Source organism: Paenibacillus algicola (assembly GCF_005577435.1).
Classification (GTDB): domain Bacteria; phylum Bacillota; class Bacilli; order Paenibacillales; family Paenibacillaceae; genus Paenibacillus_AQ; species Paenibacillus_AQ algicola.
Map to the genome: position 1 here is coordinate 116,935 of NZ_CP040396.1, position 15,566 is coordinate 132,500.

Genomic DNA, 15,566 nt, shown 5'->3' on the forward strand with positions numbered 1-15,566 from the left:
GGCGCATCATGTCACACCGCATACAAACCGTCATTACGCTTTCCAGTCAGCATGAGGGAGAGCGTACGGTGCAGGAGCTGTCGGCAGAGGTGTTTGCCAAAGGACAGGCTCTATACGTCCGTTACGAGGAGCCGAAGCTCGGTCCGCACCAGGGCAGTACACGGGCGACCGTGAAGCTGTCGCCGGACGAGTTCAAGATTATCCGCCACGGTGAAGTGCAGTCGGAGCAGGCGTTTCGGCTCGGGCAGCAGATGCCCGGGTATTACCGATCTCCGTTCACTTCCTTTCAGCTTTCAACGCATACCCAGCGCATGGAGCTTCAGCTGGAGGGAATGTCCGGCTGCGCAGCCTGGGAATATGATTTATATGTATTTGAAGAATGCTCAGGACATTTTGCAATCAGTTTGACTATTCAGGAGGCACATGAAGCATGAATATGAATCCACTTGACCACATTCACCAGCTCGTTGCAGAGGCGGTCGCGGATGCGGCAGTCACGGCCGGCCTGGTTACCCGCGAGGAGCTGCCGGCGATTACGCTGGAGGTGCCGAAGGATAAATCCCATGGCGATCTCGCCACGAACGCAGCAATGCAGCTGACCCGTATTGCCAAGAAGAACCCGCGTCAGATTGCCGAGGATATTGTAGCCCATCTGGAGACAGGCAAGGCATCCATTGAGAAGGCAGAGATTGCCGGACCCGGCTTCATCAACTTCACGCTCAACAAGAGCTACCTGTATCCGGTCATTGGCCTCGTGCAGGAGCAGGGCGAGAATTATGGCCGCGTGAGCCGCGGCGACAGCCGCCGCATTCAGATGGAGTTTGTAAGCGCCAATCCCACCGGAAGCCTTCACCTTGGACATGCCCGGGGAGCTGCTGTGGGCGATGCGCTCTGTAACGTGCTGGATTTTGCCGGACATGAAGTGACCCGGGAGTACTATATTAATGATGCGGGCAATCAGGTTATGAATCTGTGCAAATCCATTGAGGCCCGTTATCTTCAGGAGCTGGGCCAGCCGGCTGAAATGCCGGAGGACGGATACCACGGTGAGGACATCAAGGGCTTCGCCAAGGAGCTGGTAGCTGAAAAAGGAGACTCTCTGCTGTCCCTGACACCAGGCGAGCGGACTGCCTTTTTCCGGACCTACGGCCTTCAGAAGGAGCTTGGCAAGATCAAGCGCGACCTGGCTCGTTTCCGGGTGAATTTTGACGAATGGTTCAGCGAAACCTCCCTGTACGAGAACGGTCTCGTTATTAAAGCGCTGGAAGCGCTGGATCAGAAGGGACAAAGCTATGAGCAGGAGGGAGCAACCTGGCTGCGCACCACGGATTATGGTGACGACAAGGACCGCGTTTTGGTGAAAAATGACGGCTCCTACACCTATCTGACCCCGGATATCGCCTACCACCTCAACAAATATGAGCGCGGCTACGATGAGATGATTAACATCTGGGGAGCGGATCATCACGGGTATGTACCGCGCATGAAGGCTGCAATGGAGGCTCTTGGCAATGATCCTGCCAAGCTGACCGTGCTGATTGCCCAGATGGTCAGCCTGTTCCAGAACGGCGAGAAGGTCAAGATGTCCAAGCGTACCGGCAAAGCCGTGACCATGGAGGATTTGATGGATGAGGTCGGCGTGGATGCGATCCGTTACTTCTTCACCATGCGAAGCATGGATTCCCATCTCGACTTTGACATGGACCTTGCGGTTTCCACTTCGAATGAGAACCCGGTGTTCTATGTCCAGTACGCCCATGCGCGGATTTGCAGCGTCTTCCGTCAGGCAGAGGAGCAGGCTATTGCACTGCTGCCGCTGTCTGAGGTGAACCTGAGCCTGCTTACGACCGAGCATGAGTATGATCTGCTTCGCAAAATCGGTGAGCTCCCGCAGGAGGTAGCTACCGCTGCTGACCATTATGCGCCGCATCGGCTGATCCGCTATGTCTACGAGCTCTCCTCCCTGTTCCACAGCTACTACAAGGCAGAGCGTGTCATTACAGAGGAGCAGGATCAGACGCAGGCCCGGTTTGCCCTGCTGTCAGCGGTCCGCATTACAATTGCAAACGTACTGCGCTTGATGGGTGTTTCGGCGCCGGAGCGTATGTAGTCACTGCTGCACAGATGGATCACAAGATTTGAAATCACAGCCGCCCTCTCTTTCGGTAGAGGCGGCTGTTTGGGTTAGGGTGTCACAATATGCTGCTTCATGTCTTATGGCTTCATGGAACATCAGCGGCTCAGCCCCTCAGGCCTTCGCGTATGAATTTTAGTGTATTGATCTCTCCTTCAGAGGAGGAAATGCCCCGCTGCAGACGGAGCGGAACCGCGGTTCGCTGGAGCAGCGCTTTAATCGCGGCCGGCTTCAAGCCAGGCCTTTGGGCGAGCAAGAGGGCTATGGTACCGCTCACATGAGAGGTTGCCATGGAGGTGCCGCTCATTTCATGGTACTTGCCATGCAGCCAGGCAGACATAATCTTGTCTCCGGGAGCATAGATGTCGACGTACTGGCCGCGGTTGCTGAAGGAGGCGATTTTTCGCTTGCGGTCTGTGGCACCTACGGAGATCGTCTGGGGGTAGCGTGCAGGGTAGTCGATGGCGCGGCGTTTGCCGTCATTGCCGGAGGAAGCGACCACGACGATGCCAGCCTGGCCTGCTCGGTTGACAATATCCAGCAGAGACCGGCTGCGGGTCTGCATTCCGAAGCTCATATTAATCAGATCTGCCCCTGACCGGACACACCAGTCAATTCCGGCGATGATGTCTGATACATAGGCCGAGCCATTGGCATCGAATGCTTTTACCGGATAGATGATGGATCTGGGGGCAACGCCTATCATGCCCCGAGTGCTGTTTGCGGCAGCGATCGTTCCGGAGATATGGGTTCCGTGCCCGTTATCATCAAAGGGCGGCAAGCCCCGGTGAACGAGATTGATCCCCCGTCCGAGAGAGTGCTGCAAATCGGGATGGCCAACATCAATGCCGGTATCGATGACGCCGACCTTGATGCCGTATCCCGTCGATATAGACCAGGCCTGTGGAGCTTTGATGGCTTTTACGCCCCATGGAATGCCGGGTCCTCCTCCCGTACGGCTGGATAAGCCGCTGAGATGAATAGTGCTGTCTTCTTCCGTGACAGCCTCATGACGCCACTTTTTCTCGATTTGCTCTGCTAGTGGTGAAGGAGCGATGATGCATTGGGCAAGTGGAGCCCAGAAGACCCGCGAAGCAGCTCCCGCGCGTGCTGAGGTGAGCCATTGCTGCCGCAGTGCTGCATACAGCCCGGGGTCATGAAATGTCAGGATATGCCGGGTGTTTTGCTGCTGAAGCCTGTCGCCATGACACGGCGGGTGCAGTGTGTGTACGATCCGGGTGAAATTCATGCCAGGCATCCCCCTTTTCGGATCAACCGTTGCTTCAGTATTGTATGAGCTATCCCGTTAGCCGGAATGGGAGAGAGCCTTTTTTGTTTCAAATAGGCGTGTAGGCCGTGTCAAATGCTGACCTGAAACATAAGATAAGTGGAGAGAGCTCACGCGCTCTCTCACCATCCAGCAAGGAGTTCATCCTTGGGGCGGATACAGTCGGAAAGCGGAGAGCAGCCTGCTCTTCGCTTTTTCTTATGGCTTCATCGCGGAGGCTGCCTTCTCTTTTTTCGTAAAAGCCTGTGCTGAGCAGCATGATAAAAACTTGATTTTTGACAGCAAATAGGTTTTACTTAGGTTTGTTATGGATATGTTTGAAATCATGGCAGTGCAAAGCGAAGATTGCATGAGAGGAAGTGTCGTTAGTGAGTAATCCGCTCAATTTAAAAATCGACCCGGAAAAAATCCATGAGGTTCCCATGGTTGACCTGGCTTTTATGGTATTAAAGGCGGCAAATACGCCGTACTATTACCGTGACTTAATGAATGAGGTCGCTAAGCTTCGCGGCTTCACCGAAGAAGAAATTAACGAAACGATTGCCCAGTTATATACAGAAATTAACATTGATGGTCGTTTTGCTTGTGTGGGCACGAACCTGTGGGGCTTGAAGCGCTGGTATCCGCTGGAGCGTTCTGATGATCCAGTAGCCAATGCGAAGCGTCCGCGTATTATCAATGATGAAGATGATGATCTGGAGGATGATTTCACCGAGGAGGAAGATACCTACAGCGGTGATGAATCTGATGAAGATTACGATAGCGCAGATGAAGATGACCACGATGATGACGAGGATGATATGTACGGCGATGAGGATCATTCCGAGGATGAGGTGGATGAGGACGTCGAGCTGGACGATGAGGATCTGGACGATGAGGATTCCCAGGACGAAGAGGAAGAGAGCGATTCTGAGGACGACGACCTGGACGAGGACGACCTGTAGGGCTGCCTGCAGCCTCGTCCTTTCTCCCTCGCTGCGCCCTGCGCTTGTTCAGAGATTTAAGCCTTCTTCCTCTCTTGACAAGGAGAGCAGCTGCGGAGTAAACTATTGCTTGGGCTTATGATCAAGGTTTATAAGTGAGAATTGAAGTGCCCCGTACTGCGGGTCACTTTTTTTGTTTTTATTGGGTTTTTTTAGTGGTGAAAGAGGTCATTTCACGAAGAAATGATGAGATGAGAAATCGGTCGGCTCGCTTTATCCGTAAAGCGGGCACCGTTTATTTTTATGTCCTTTTGATGATGAATCTCTAGGAATAGGGTTACCATAAACATCATATGTCGCCTGATTTTTCGAATTTATTTAGGAGGGTATTACTGTGACAAAGTACATTTTCGTAACGGGCGGGGTCGTGTCTTCCCTGGGCAAAGGAATTACGGCCGCTTCGCTAGGCAGACTGCTGAAGAACCGAGGGCTGAAGGTGACGATCCAGAAATTTGATCCTTACATTAACATAGATCCCGGCACCATGAGCCCTTACCAGCACGGTGAGGTGTTTGTTACGGATGACGGCGCCGAAACGGACCTCGATCTGGGTCACTACGAGCGGTTCATTGACATTAACCTGTCGAAGAACAGCAATGTGACCACCGGTAAAGTGTATTCCTCTGTGATCAGCAAGGAACGGCGCGGAGAATATTTGGGCGGCACCGTGCAGGTTATCCCTCATATTACGAATGAAATTAAGGAGCGCGTATTCCGCGCGGGCCGTGAAGCGGGCTCTGACGTTGTCATTACTGAAATCGGCGGCACGGTAGGCGACATCGAAAGCCTTCCATTCCTGGAAGCGATTCGTCAGATCAAGAGCGAGGTAGGGCGCGATAATGTCATGTACATTCATGTGACGCTCATTCCTTACATCAAGGCTGCCGGTGAGGTAAAGACCAAGCCAACCCAGCACAGCGTGAAGGAGCTGCGCAGCATCGGCATCCAGCCGAATGTGATTGTATGCCGTACCGAGTACGAGCTCTCCACTGAAATGAAGGCGAAGATTGCCCTGTTCTGTGACATTGATGCCAATGCAGTCGTGGAATGCCGCGATGCCTCAACCCTGTATGAGGTTCCGCTGAACCTTCGTCAGGAAGGCCTCGACGAAATCGTAGTCAACCATCTGAAGCTGGATACTCCAGAGCCGGATATGACGGAGTGGGAGGCCTTGGTTGACCGCGTGTCCAAGCTGGAGAAGACCGTTGAAATTGCCATTGTCGGCAAGTATGTCGCGCTTCATGATGCTTACTTGAGTGTGGTTGAATCGCTGTCCCATGCTGGCTTTGACGCCAACGCGGAAGTGAAGATCCGCTGGGTGAACGCCGAGGAGATTACCGATCAGAACGTGAAGGACATGCTGGGCGGCATAGGCGGTATTCTCGTTCCCGGCGGTTTCGGTGACCGCGGCATCGAGGGCAAAATCTCAGCCATCCGCTATGCGCGGGAAAACCATATTCCATTCTTCGGCATCTGCCTGGGTATGCAGGTGTCGGTCATCGAATATGCTCGCTCGATGGCAGGCATGGAAGGCGCGAACAGCTCCGAGATTAACCCGGCTTCGGAATATCCGGTCATTGACCTGCTTCCAGAGCAGAAGGATATTGAGGATCTTGGCGGCACCATGCGTTTGGGACTGTACCCTTGCAAGCTGGTTCCCGGCTCGCTGGCTGAAGCCTGCTACCAGGATGAGCTCGTCTACGAGAGACACCGTCACCGGTATGAGTTCAACAATCAATATCGCGAGGCTATGGAAAAGGCCGGCTTCCGTTTCTCCGGCACGTCGCCGGACGGAAGATTGGTGGAGATTGTTGAGCTTCCAGACCATCCATGGTTCCTGGCTGTTCAGTTCCATCCGGAGTTTACCTCCCGTCCGAACCGTCCACAGCCGCTGTTCCGTGAATTTGTTAAAGCATCCTTGAAGCATCTGGCATAACGTTTAAGCCTCCCGTGTATGGGGGGCTTTTTTATATATAAATATCTGTCAGCATTGCGTAAGCTATGAGAGCGTTTCCTTCTGTGAAGGCTTATTTTTCTTGGTGTTTTTTGGTTAAAATGCAGGATTTCCACCTTCTCCGGGCGAATACTGTTAGGACCATGCAGTATGTTCCGGAAAGTTCAGGGGGAGTGCCGGTTCGTCGATAAGCCAAACATGAAACAGAATGGGAAGGTGTTACATGATTAAACACAAGGTCCTGATCGTCGATGATCAAAATGGAATCCGTATTCTTTTAATGGAGGTGTTCAGCAGCGAAGGGTATGAGACCTTTCAGGCTGCCAATGGCCGCATTGCGCTCGACATTGTGAAGAGTCAGGCTCCTGACCTGGTGCTGCTGGATATGAAAATTCCCGGCATGGACGGTCTTGAAATACTGAAGCACATCAAGCAGATGAATCCCGAGATCAAGGTCATTATGATGACCGCCTACGGGGAACTGGATATGATCAAGGAAGCGACCGATCTTGGCGCTTTGATGCATTTTACGAAGCCTTTTGATATTGATGAAATGCGAATGGCTGTGAATATGCAGCTGCGCACCAAAGCGATGTAGCAGAATGCTTGCTTCCTCAGGTGGTTTGGAGCGAGGCGCGCGGACAGCATTATTTTTACCATCATGCAGGCCCGATTTTCACCATTTGGGGAGTTAGTATTTATTCTTCAATGTGGTATAATACGATGTGTATGCGAACTTCGGCTATATATTAGATATACCTACAATAGGAGGATGGACCATGCCATTAGTATCAATGAAAGACATGCTTAACAACGCCCTTGAAGGAAAGTACGCCGTGGGCCAGTACAACATTAACAATCTGGAGTGGACTCATGCTATTCTCGAAGCAGCACAGGAAGAGCAATCCCCGGTCATTCTGGGTGTTTCTGAAGGTGCGGCACGTTATATGGGCGGGTTCAACACCGTCGTGAAGATGGTTCAAGGTTTGATGGAGGACCTGAAGGTTACCGTTCCGGTTGCCATTCACCTCGACCACGGCTCCAGTGTGGAGAAGTGTAAAGCAGCGATTGATGCTGGCTTCACTTCCGTTATGATTGACGATTCCCACAGCCCGATTGACCAGAACATTGCTACTACGAAGGAAGTTGTAGAGTACGCACATGCCAAAGGTGTTTCTGTTGAAGCAGAAGTCGGCATGGTTGGCGGTCAAGAAGATGACGTTATTGGTGACGTTATGTATGCGAAGCTGGACGACTGCGTACGGATCGTTAACGAAACGGGTATCGACACGCTGGCGCCGGCTCTTGGATCTGTACACGGACCTTACAAAGGCGAGCCTAACCTGGGCTTTAAAGAGATGGAAGAAATTCGTGATGCTGTGAACCTTCCGCTCGTGCTTCATGGCGGGACAGGCATTCCTACTCATGACATCAAGAAGGCCATCTCCCTGGGTACGTCCAAGATCAACGTAAACACCGAGAACCAGATCTCCTTCAGCAAGGTCGTTCGTGAGGTGCTTGCCGACAAGCCGGAAGCTTATGACCCGCGCGTATTCCTGAAGCCAGGCCGTGAAGCAATCAAGCAAACCGTCATTGGCAAAATGCGTGAGTTTGGATCCAACAACAAGGCTTAATGAGTAAGCTTTAGTAATATCAAGCGGCGGCCCACCGGGCCGTCTGCTTTAATACTTGTCTTTATTGGAATCTCACACCGCTTGCCGGTGTTTTTCCATTTTAATCAGGTGTGACAATCTTCTGCAATTTACGCCATGCTGGTTGGCGATCAGACCCATTTATGCAGCAATGTGATCTAGGGGGACCCTTAAGCATATGGAAAAATTGATGATCAGCGGTGGACGCCCGCTGCAGGGCACTGTAACCATCAGTGGTGCCAAGAACAGTGCAATTGCTTTGATTCCTGCCGCCATCCTGGCGGATAGTGAAGTCGTGCTGGATAATCTGCCTTTACTTAGTGATGTTGCCGTTTACGCGGAAATCCTGGAAGCCTTGGGCGGACAGGTATCCTGGGACGGTCAACAGATGAACATCAACCCTTCTGATATTAAGTCCATACCGATGCCCAACGGGCCTGTCAAGAAGCTGAGAGCTTCCTATTACATGATGGGTGCGATGCTGGGTCGTTTCAATGAGGCTGTCATCGGTCTGCCGGGCGGCTGTAACTTTGAGCCCCGTCCTATTGATCAGCATATCAAGGGCTTTGAAGCGCTGGGTGCAACCGTAACCAATGAGCACGGTGCCATTCACCTGCACGCCAAGGAGCTGCGCGGCGCTAAGATTTACCTGGACGTGAGCAGTGTTGGGGCAACCATAAATATCATGCTGGCGGCTGCTAAGGCCAAAGGCTCCACAACGATTGAAAATGCGGCCAAAGAGCCTGAAATTATAGACGTAGCAACATTGTTAAATTCCATGGGAGCCGTCATTAAAGGAGCGGGCACAGAGACAATCCGGATTGAAGGCGTGTCCTCGCTGCATGGCTGCAGGCATTCTATTATACCGGACCGGATTCAAGCAGGGACCTATATGATTGCAGCAGCGGCCACGCGCGGAAATGTGCTGGTGGATAACGTCATTCCGAAGCATCTGGAGGCTCTAAACGCGAAGCTGATCGAGATGGGCGTCGGCATTCAGGAGCATGATGAAAGCATCCGGGTCATCGGCAAGGATCGTTATGAGCATGTAGACGTCAAGGCTCTTGTGTATCCTGGATTTCCTACGGATTTGCAGTCACCGATGACGAGCCTGCTGACACAGGCTGACGGCGTAAGCGTCCTCAGTGATTTTATATACAGCAGCCGGTTCAAGCATGTGCCGGAGCTGATTCGCATGGGCGCGAAGATTCGCGTTGAAGGCCGCTCTGCCATCGTGGAGGGCTCGGCCTTGAACGCAGCAAAGGTGAAGGCTGCTGATTTGCGTGCCGGTGCGGCGCTAGTCATTGCCGGACTCACGGTGTCCGAAGGGGTAACAGAAATTACCGGTGTCGAGTTTATCGACCGGGGGTATGACCATTTGGTCACGAATCTCCGGCAGCTTGGCGCTGACGTATGGCGGGAAACTGAATAGCGGGTTCATGGCAAGGATTACCCTCAGAGGCTGAGAGTAGCAGGCATCGTGGAAGGAGGAATGAAATATATTCCATAAAAACCTTTTATGTCTGCATATCTCCCTCCAGATTGGGTAATCCTTATCTAGTGATATCCTCATAGAATGATAGATTTAGTATAGAAGCAATGTATATTGAGAACACAATGGAATAGGTGGTTATGGAATGGATCTACAGATATCCGACTTGGAAGGAATGAAGCTGACCGACCTTTACAAGCTGGCCAAGAAGCATCAAATCCCGTACTACGGTCAACTGAAGAAAAAAGAACTGATTTTTGCAATACTCCGCGCGCAGGCTGAACAAAGCGGCCTGATGTTTATGGAAGGCGTACTCGAGGTGCTGCCGGAGGGCTATGGCTTTCTGCGGCCTATCAACTATCTTCCAAGCACCGAGGATATTTATATTTCAGCGTCGCAGATCCGCAAATTTGATCTGAGAACCGGAGACCTGGTATCCGGCAAATGCCGGACGCCGAAAGAGAATGAAAGATATTTCGGGCTGCTGCAGGTTAACGCGGTCAATGGCGAGAACCCGGCAGTTGCCTCAGAACGGCTGCACTTCCCAGCCTTAACTCCTCTTTATCCGCAAGATAAGCTGGTTCTGGAAACATCCCCTAATCAGTTGTCCACCCGAATTATGGATTTGCTGGCCCCTGTTGGCCTGGGACAACGCGGTTTGATTGTGGCTCCGCCCAAAGCAGGAAAGACTCTCCTCTTGAAAGAATTGGCTAACAGTATCTCAACCAACCATCCCGATATTGAACTGTTTGTGCTCCTGATCGATGAACGTCCTGAAGAAGTGACGGACATGCAGCGCTCGGTGAAGGGTGAAGTCGTAGCCTCCACCTTTGATGAGCTACCTGAGAACCACATCAAGGTGGCTGAACTGGTGCTGGAGCGGGCATTAAGACTGGTCGAGCACAAAAAAGACGTAGTGATCTTGCTGGACAGCATCACACGATTGGCGCGTGCCTACAATCTGGTCATTCCTCCATCGGGACGTACATTGAGCGGTGGTATTGATCCGGCGGCCTTTCATCGGCCGAAGCGGTTTTTTGGCTCAGCCCGTAACGTGGAGGAAGGCGGCAGCCTGACGATCCTGGCTACTGCGCTGGTGGATACCGGCTCCAGAATGGATGATATTATTTACGAAGAATTTAAGGGCACCGGTAATATGGAGCTGCATCTGGACCGTAAATTTGCAGAACGCCGCATTTTTCCAGCTATCGACATTCGTCGCTCCGGAACGCGCCGGGAGGAAGTGCTTCTGAGCAAAGAGGAGCTTGATACGATCTGGTCGATTCGCAAGAATATGAATGATAGTGCAGACTTTGTGGAAGGCTTCCTCAAAAAAATGCGGGACAGCAAAACCAATGCCGAATTCTTGGCTTCCTTTGATGTCAGTGCTTCGGGAGCTTCCTCCGGCGGTAGCGGCGGCTCTTCCTCCGGCACCTCGGCGCCGAGACGGACCTCCCGTCCGTCCGCAGCATCAGCTTCCCAAAGCTAAGGCCCTTTCGCTATAATCCCAAATTCACGAAAAGAACAGGAGAACAACATGTATTTGGTGTATGCAGATGAACAGGGCAACGTCTTTGATCATCAAGAGTGGTTTGGACTTGCCCGCAGCGGCGAGATGTATGTAGAAATTCTAGAAGAAGAGCTGATTCCGTTGCCGGAAGGAGCTACGCTGGTCGGCCTGCCGAATACCCGTGCCATTGGCATGGATCCGGCTACCGGAGACATGAAGGCTCTGCCAATTGGACAAACGGCGGTCGGCGCCCTTTTGCCGCAAGGGTTTACCCGGCTGTGTATTCCCGGCTATATGAAGACAGATAAGGAATATAAGCTGCCTCTGTTCGGATACTCTGCGGTAGTGTGGAAAGACGGAGCATTCTATACCGCGGCCAGGTTAAGCGATGACCCTGAGAAATGGAATCCTATGAACTGTGATGTGGAGGAACTGGAGCTGGGGGTAAAGAAGCTGACGGAGAAATACCCCGAGAACCGTTTATATCAGCATCTCTCCAATTGCGCGCTGGGTTATGAGTGTCTCACTGCCTCGAATACCTTCCTGAACCGATGGGAGGGCGCGGTGCCGGTTTCGTATTCCTGCAATGCCGGATGCTTCGGGTGTATTTCGGAGCAGCCGGATGACAGCGGGTTCGTAGCTCCGCAGACGCGGATGAACTTCCGTCCCCGTACCGATGAGCTGGTGCAGATCATGCTGGAGCATCTGAAGACGCCGGAGTCGATCATCAGCTTTGGCCAAGGGTGCGAGGGAGAGCCTTCCACTCAAGCCAAGATTATTATTGAAGCCATGCGTGAGGTGCGCTCCATAACGGATATGGGCTACATTAATATCAATACGAATGCCGGGCTTACAGATCATATCCGGGGAATCGTAGATGCTGGCCTTGATTTGATGCGGGTCAGCACGATCAGTGCGCTGGATGATCATTATAATGCGTACTACAAACCGCGCGGCTACAATCTGTCCCATGTAGAGAAGTCCTTGAAATATGCTACAGACCAAGGAGTATACACCTCGATCAACTATCTTATATTCCCGGGTGTTACAGATCGGGAGGAAGAGGTGGAGGCGATGGTGGAATTTGCGCGCCGTACCGGGCTGCGTCTGATTCAGCTGCGCAATCTGAATATTGATCCAGAGAGCTATCTGGAGCTGATTCCTCCTGCTCGCGGAGATATTTTGGGGATGAAGCAGGCGATCGAGATTTTTCAGGAGGAGCTGCCGGATGTCGTGATCGGGTCGTATACTCATGTGCCGCCGGAGAACCTGCGCCGTGCCAAGCGTCCTTTATCCTCCCGCTGATCTCTGAGGACGATGCTCTCATCACATACCACATGAATGGATTAGATGTATTGCATATAGACGAGTAGTATGCTATAATCCGATTATGTGTCCATTTACTCTGTGCCCGCATGAGGCTCAGGGCGGAAAGAAGGTGAAAGTCTAATGAAACAAGATATTCAACCGAAATATCATGTTACTACGGTAACTTGCGCTTGCGGTAATACGTTTGAAACAGGTTCTGTTAAGCCTGACCTTCGCGTAGAGATCTGCTCCAGCTGCCATCCATTCTTCACAGGAAAGCAGAAATTCCTGGATGCCGGCGGCCGTGTCGATCGCTTCAAGAAGAAATACGGTATGTAATTATTCAACGGCTGTTTCTGAAGAGAGTCCATTCTCTCCTTCGGAAACAGCCGTTTTTATATGGCCACCGCGCACACCTTCTGGCGCGTGGTGGAATGGGGCGGGTGTCTTTGATAGCTGCTGTACAGTCTTCATGTCAGGTCAATGTCATAAATGAAGGCTGTTCGCCCAAGAGACGGCGGACGGAAGTGCAAATTTTGCCTTCGGTTGCATTTTGGACAGGCATGCGCTATACTTAATTTCGCCGTGCTAGACGGGGAGGTAGCGGTGCCCTGTAACTCGCAATCCGCTGTAGCGAGGTTGAATTCCTGTTAGAGGTATTGTCGATGTGAGGCTGGTCCCTGAGCTCGATGTTGACGGCTGGGTCCTCCGCAATGAGCACCTGTGAACCTGGTCAGGTCCGGAAGGAAGCAGCCATAAGCAGGAGCGCTCTTGTGCCGGAGGGTAGCCTAGCCCGAGTTGTAGCTCAGGGTGGCCGCTCGGATCGCAATTATCAATAACAGGTGCACGGTATACATAATACCGACTGCGAGAAGCGTTTCTGTCAATGTGACAGGGGCGCTTTTTTTGATGGCTTGAAAGTCAAGAAGCCCTAAAGGTTTTGCGGAAAGCGAAGGAAATTGGATGGAAATGTAGTATAATAAGTACAGGGATGCAGGTGATAAACGGCCTGCACACCGTAGAAGGCGGAAGTTGAAAGAAGGTTAAGCGTAGTGGAACATATTGCGTTATATCGTGCCTGGAGACCGCAGTCTTTTGGAGACATGGTGGGACAGCAGCATATTATCCAGACTCTACAGAACGCGATCCGTGAACAGCGGGTCTCCCATGCCTACCTGTTCAGCGGTCCGCGGGGTACGGGGAAGACCAGTGCCGCCAAGATTCTGGCCAAAGCCGTGAACTGTGAAAAAGGTCCGGCGAAGGAGCCTTGTAACCAATGTGAAGCCTGCCGGCGGATTACGTCCGGTGCGGTAATGGACGTACAGGAGATCGATGCTGCTTCCAACCGGGGAGTTGAAGAGATCAGGGACCTCAGGGAAAAAGTGAAATATGCTCCCACTGAGGTTCGCCGCAAGGTTTATATTATTGATGAAGTACACATGCTCACAACAGAGGCATTTAACGCTTTGCTGAAGACGCTGGAGGAGCCTCCGGAGCATGTTATGTTCATTCTGGCAACCACGGAGCCCCACAGACTGCCGGCGACTATTATTTCAAGGTGCCAGCGGTTTGATTTTCGGCGTGTTTCCCTGGAGGAACAGAAGGAACGTTTGGCGCAGATCAGTAAAGAAGAAGGCATTACAGCGGATGCTGAGGCCCTTCAATACATTGCGCGTCTTTCGGATGGTGGTATGCGCGATGCGCTGAGCATTTTGGACCAGATTGCATCTTTTACCGGGGGACATGTATCCTATCAGCAGGTTATGGAAATGACCGGCGGTATGGCCTCGGAGCAGTTTGGGCGTCTGGCCCGTGCCGTTCGCAATAATGAGCCCGGGGCTGTGCTGGAGCAGGTGGAGCAGCTTATGCAGGAGGGCAAGAGTGCGGACAAGTGCATGGAGAATTTGCTATACTATTTCCGCGATTTGCTCATGATCAAGATGGTCCCTCAGGCGGACCAGATGACAGACCGGATCCTGAATCCGGAGGATTTCAAGGAAATGGCCGATGCATTCTCTAAAGAGGAGCTTTTTGCGGTCATCGATACTCTAAATCGCTATCAGAGCGATATGAAGTATGCTTCCCAGCCGCAGACACTGTTTGAGGTGGCGCTGCTGAAGCTCTGCAGTGTGTCAGACCGTCGTGGGCAAGGCACTCAGGAGACTGGTGCGGCTCCTTCGGGAGAAGTAGAGCGTCTGAAAGGGCAGCTGGCTGCTGTGGAGAAGAAGCTGGAGCAGCTGCTTCAGCAAGGAGTTTCTGCACAGGGTGGACGGGAAGTGTCCAAGCCTGCAGTCCGAACACCCGCGCCCCGGGCCTCTTCAGCCGCGAAAACCCCGCAGCACATGGATCAGTATATTGCTTCACGCACTCAGGAGAGCTTCAAGGCCGTTCAGCGACAGTGGGCTCAAATTCTGCAGCGTGTGAAGGAGGAAAAGGTTACCGTCCATGCCTGGTTTATGGATGGAGAACCGGTATCCGTATGGGAAGACAACATTCTCGTTGCATTTAAGAACAACATTCATCGCGAAACCACTGAGAAGCCGGCGAACAAGCAGGTTATTGAAGGGGTATTCGAATCACAGCTGGGCATACCGCACCGCTTGGTGACCATGATGCTGCGTGACTGGAGCGAAGCAGTTGAGGGAGCAGGCAAGCCGCAGGCGGAAGAGCTGAAGCTGGAGCATGAAGAGGATGGAGCACAAGAAACCCCGTGGATCGATGAGGCGATTCAGCTTTTTGGCGAAGACCTCATTGTCATAAAAGATTAGGAATTATATTTGAAGGAGAGATGATCATGAATAATATGAACCAAATGATGAAGCAAGTGAAAAAAATGCAGGAGCAAATGATGAAAGCCCAGGAGGAGCTCGCGTCCAAAACCGTTGAAGGCACTTCAGGCGGCGGTGTAGTTACAGTAACCGTCTCTGGTCACAAGCAGGTTCAATCCATTTCCATCAAACCGGAAGCGGTCGATCCTGATGATGTAGAAATGCTGCAGGACCTGGTGTTGACTGCGGTGAATGATGCGCTGGCTAAAGCGGATGAGCTGGCGAACAATGATATGGGCAAATTCACGAACGGTATGAAAATCCCGGGCTTGTTTTAATTACTAGGCCCAAAAGGAGTCGTTGCGACTTTGTACTATCCCGAACCGATCGCCAAGCTGATCGAGGCGTTTACTCGCTTGCCGGGTGTGGGGCCCAAAACGGCCGCCCGCCTGGCTTTTCATGTCCTAAATATGAAAG

The 15,566-nt window shown here is 52.1% G+C and carries 14 protein-coding genes and 1 other RNA gene (1 of these 15 running past the window's edge); 14 read left to right on the forward strand and 1 reads right to left on the reverse strand.

From position 1 onward, the window contains the following. The first annotated feature begins 8 nt into the window (after positions 1 to 8). Together E6C60_RS00570 and argS are read left to right on the forward strand one after the other, a co-directional pair. Complete coding sequence (locus tag E6C60_RS00570; RefSeq protein WP_138223986.1) at positions 9 to 434, forward strand: YwiB family protein; 426 nt, start codon at positions 9 to 11, stop codon at positions 432 to 434. Further along, the gene (gene argS / locus E6C60_RS00575; RefSeq protein ID WP_138223987.1) at positions 431 to 2,110 is read left to right on the forward strand and encodes an arginine--tRNA ligase; all 1,680 of its coding nucleotides are present in this window, start codon (positions 431 to 433) and stop codon (positions 2,108 to 2,110) included. The genes E6C60_RS00570 and argS overlap by 4 nt, the downstream gene beginning before the upstream one ends. 130 nt (positions 2,111 to 2,240) lie before the next feature. On the opposite strand, the gene E6C60_RS00580 is transcribed toward argS, so the two are convergent. After that, complete coding sequence (locus E6C60_RS00580; protein ID WP_138223988.1) at positions 2,241 to 3,383, reverse strand: S8 family serine peptidase; 1,143 nt, start codon at positions 3,381 to 3,383, stop codon at positions 2,241 to 2,243. Positions 3,384 to 3,790: 407 nt separating this feature from the next. Between E6C60_RS00580 and rpoE the strand changes: the two genes are divergently transcribed. From rpoE to recR, 12 genes are all read left to right on the forward strand, one after another. After that, positions 3,791 to 4,366, forward strand: coding sequence for a DNA-directed RNA polymerase subunit delta (rpoE, locus tag E6C60_RS00585; RefSeq protein WP_138223989.1), 576 nt, complete (start codon positions 3,791 to 3,793; stop codon positions 4,364 to 4,366). Positions 4,367 to 4,739: 373 nt separating this feature from the next. Further along, the gene (locus E6C60_RS00590; protein ID WP_138223990.1) at positions 4,740 to 6,341 is read left to right on the forward strand and encodes a CTP synthase; all 1,602 of its coding nucleotides are present in this window, start codon (positions 4,740 to 4,742) and stop codon (positions 6,339 to 6,341) included. Between the two features lie 241 nt (positions 6,342 to 6,582). Beyond that, on the forward strand, positions 6,583 to 6,957 hold the full coding sequence (locus tag E6C60_RS00595; protein WP_138223991.1) for a response regulator: 375 nt from the start codon (positions 6,583 to 6,585) through the stop codon (positions 6,955 to 6,957). A 181-nt stretch (positions 6,958 to 7,138) separates the two neighbouring features. Then, complete coding sequence (fba, locus tag E6C60_RS00600; RefSeq protein ID WP_138223992.1) at positions 7,139 to 7,993, forward strand: class II fructose-1,6-bisphosphate aldolase; 855 nt, start codon at positions 7,139 to 7,141, stop codon at positions 7,991 to 7,993. A gap of 196 nt (positions 7,994 to 8,189) precedes the next feature. Next, entirely contained in the window at positions 8,190 to 9,443 is a 1,254-nt protein-coding gene (locus E6C60_RS00605; RefSeq protein WP_138223993.1) for a UDP-N-acetylglucosamine 1-carboxyvinyltransferase, read from the forward strand. Between the two features lie 205 nt (positions 9,444 to 9,648). Beyond that, positions 9,649 to 10,992, forward strand: coding sequence for a transcription termination factor Rho (gene rho, locus E6C60_RS00610; protein WP_138223994.1), 1,344 nt, complete (start codon positions 9,649 to 9,651; stop codon positions 10,990 to 10,992). A gap of 48 nt (positions 10,993 to 11,040) precedes the next feature. Next, positions 11,041 to 12,318 carry a radical SAM family protein gene (locus E6C60_RS00615; protein ID WP_138223995.1) on the forward strand — a complete coding sequence of 426 codons (1,278 nt, stop codon included), beginning with the start codon at positions 11,041 to 11,043 and terminating at the stop codon, positions 12,316 to 12,318. Positions 12,319 to 12,462: 144 nt separating this feature from the next. Further along, positions 12,463 to 12,660, forward strand: a complete 198-nt coding sequence (gene rpmE, locus E6C60_RS00620) for a 50S ribosomal protein L31 (protein WP_138223996.1) — start codon at positions 12,463 to 12,465, stop codon at positions 12,658 to 12,660. Positions 12,661 to 12,904: 244 nt separating this feature from the next. Then, an RNA gene (ffs, locus tag E6C60_RS00625) (signal recognition particle sRNA large type) lies at positions 12,905 to 13,171 on the forward strand. Positions 13,172 to 13,373: 202 nt separating this feature from the next. After that, on the forward strand, positions 13,374 to 15,089 hold the full coding sequence (gene dnaX / locus E6C60_RS00630) for a DNA polymerase III subunit gamma/tau (RefSeq protein WP_138223997.1): 1,716 nt from the start codon (positions 13,374 to 13,376) through the stop codon (positions 15,087 to 15,089). A gap of 26 nt (positions 15,090 to 15,115) precedes the next feature. Beyond that, positions 15,116 to 15,427: a YbaB/EbfC family nucleoid-associated protein gene (locus E6C60_RS00635; RefSeq protein ID WP_217496362.1), complete on the forward strand. Its 312-nt coding sequence runs from the start codon at positions 15,116 to 15,118 to the stop codon at positions 15,425 to 15,427. 30 nt (positions 15,428 to 15,457) lie between these two features. Then, on the forward strand, positions 15,458 to 15,566 hold the beginning of the coding sequence (recR, locus tag E6C60_RS00640; protein ID WP_138223999.1) for a recombination mediator RecR. The gene runs 488 nt beyond the window's last position; the window shows 109 of its 597 coding nt (coding positions 1-109); it begins with the start codon at positions 15,458 to 15,460; its stop codon lies off the right edge, out of view.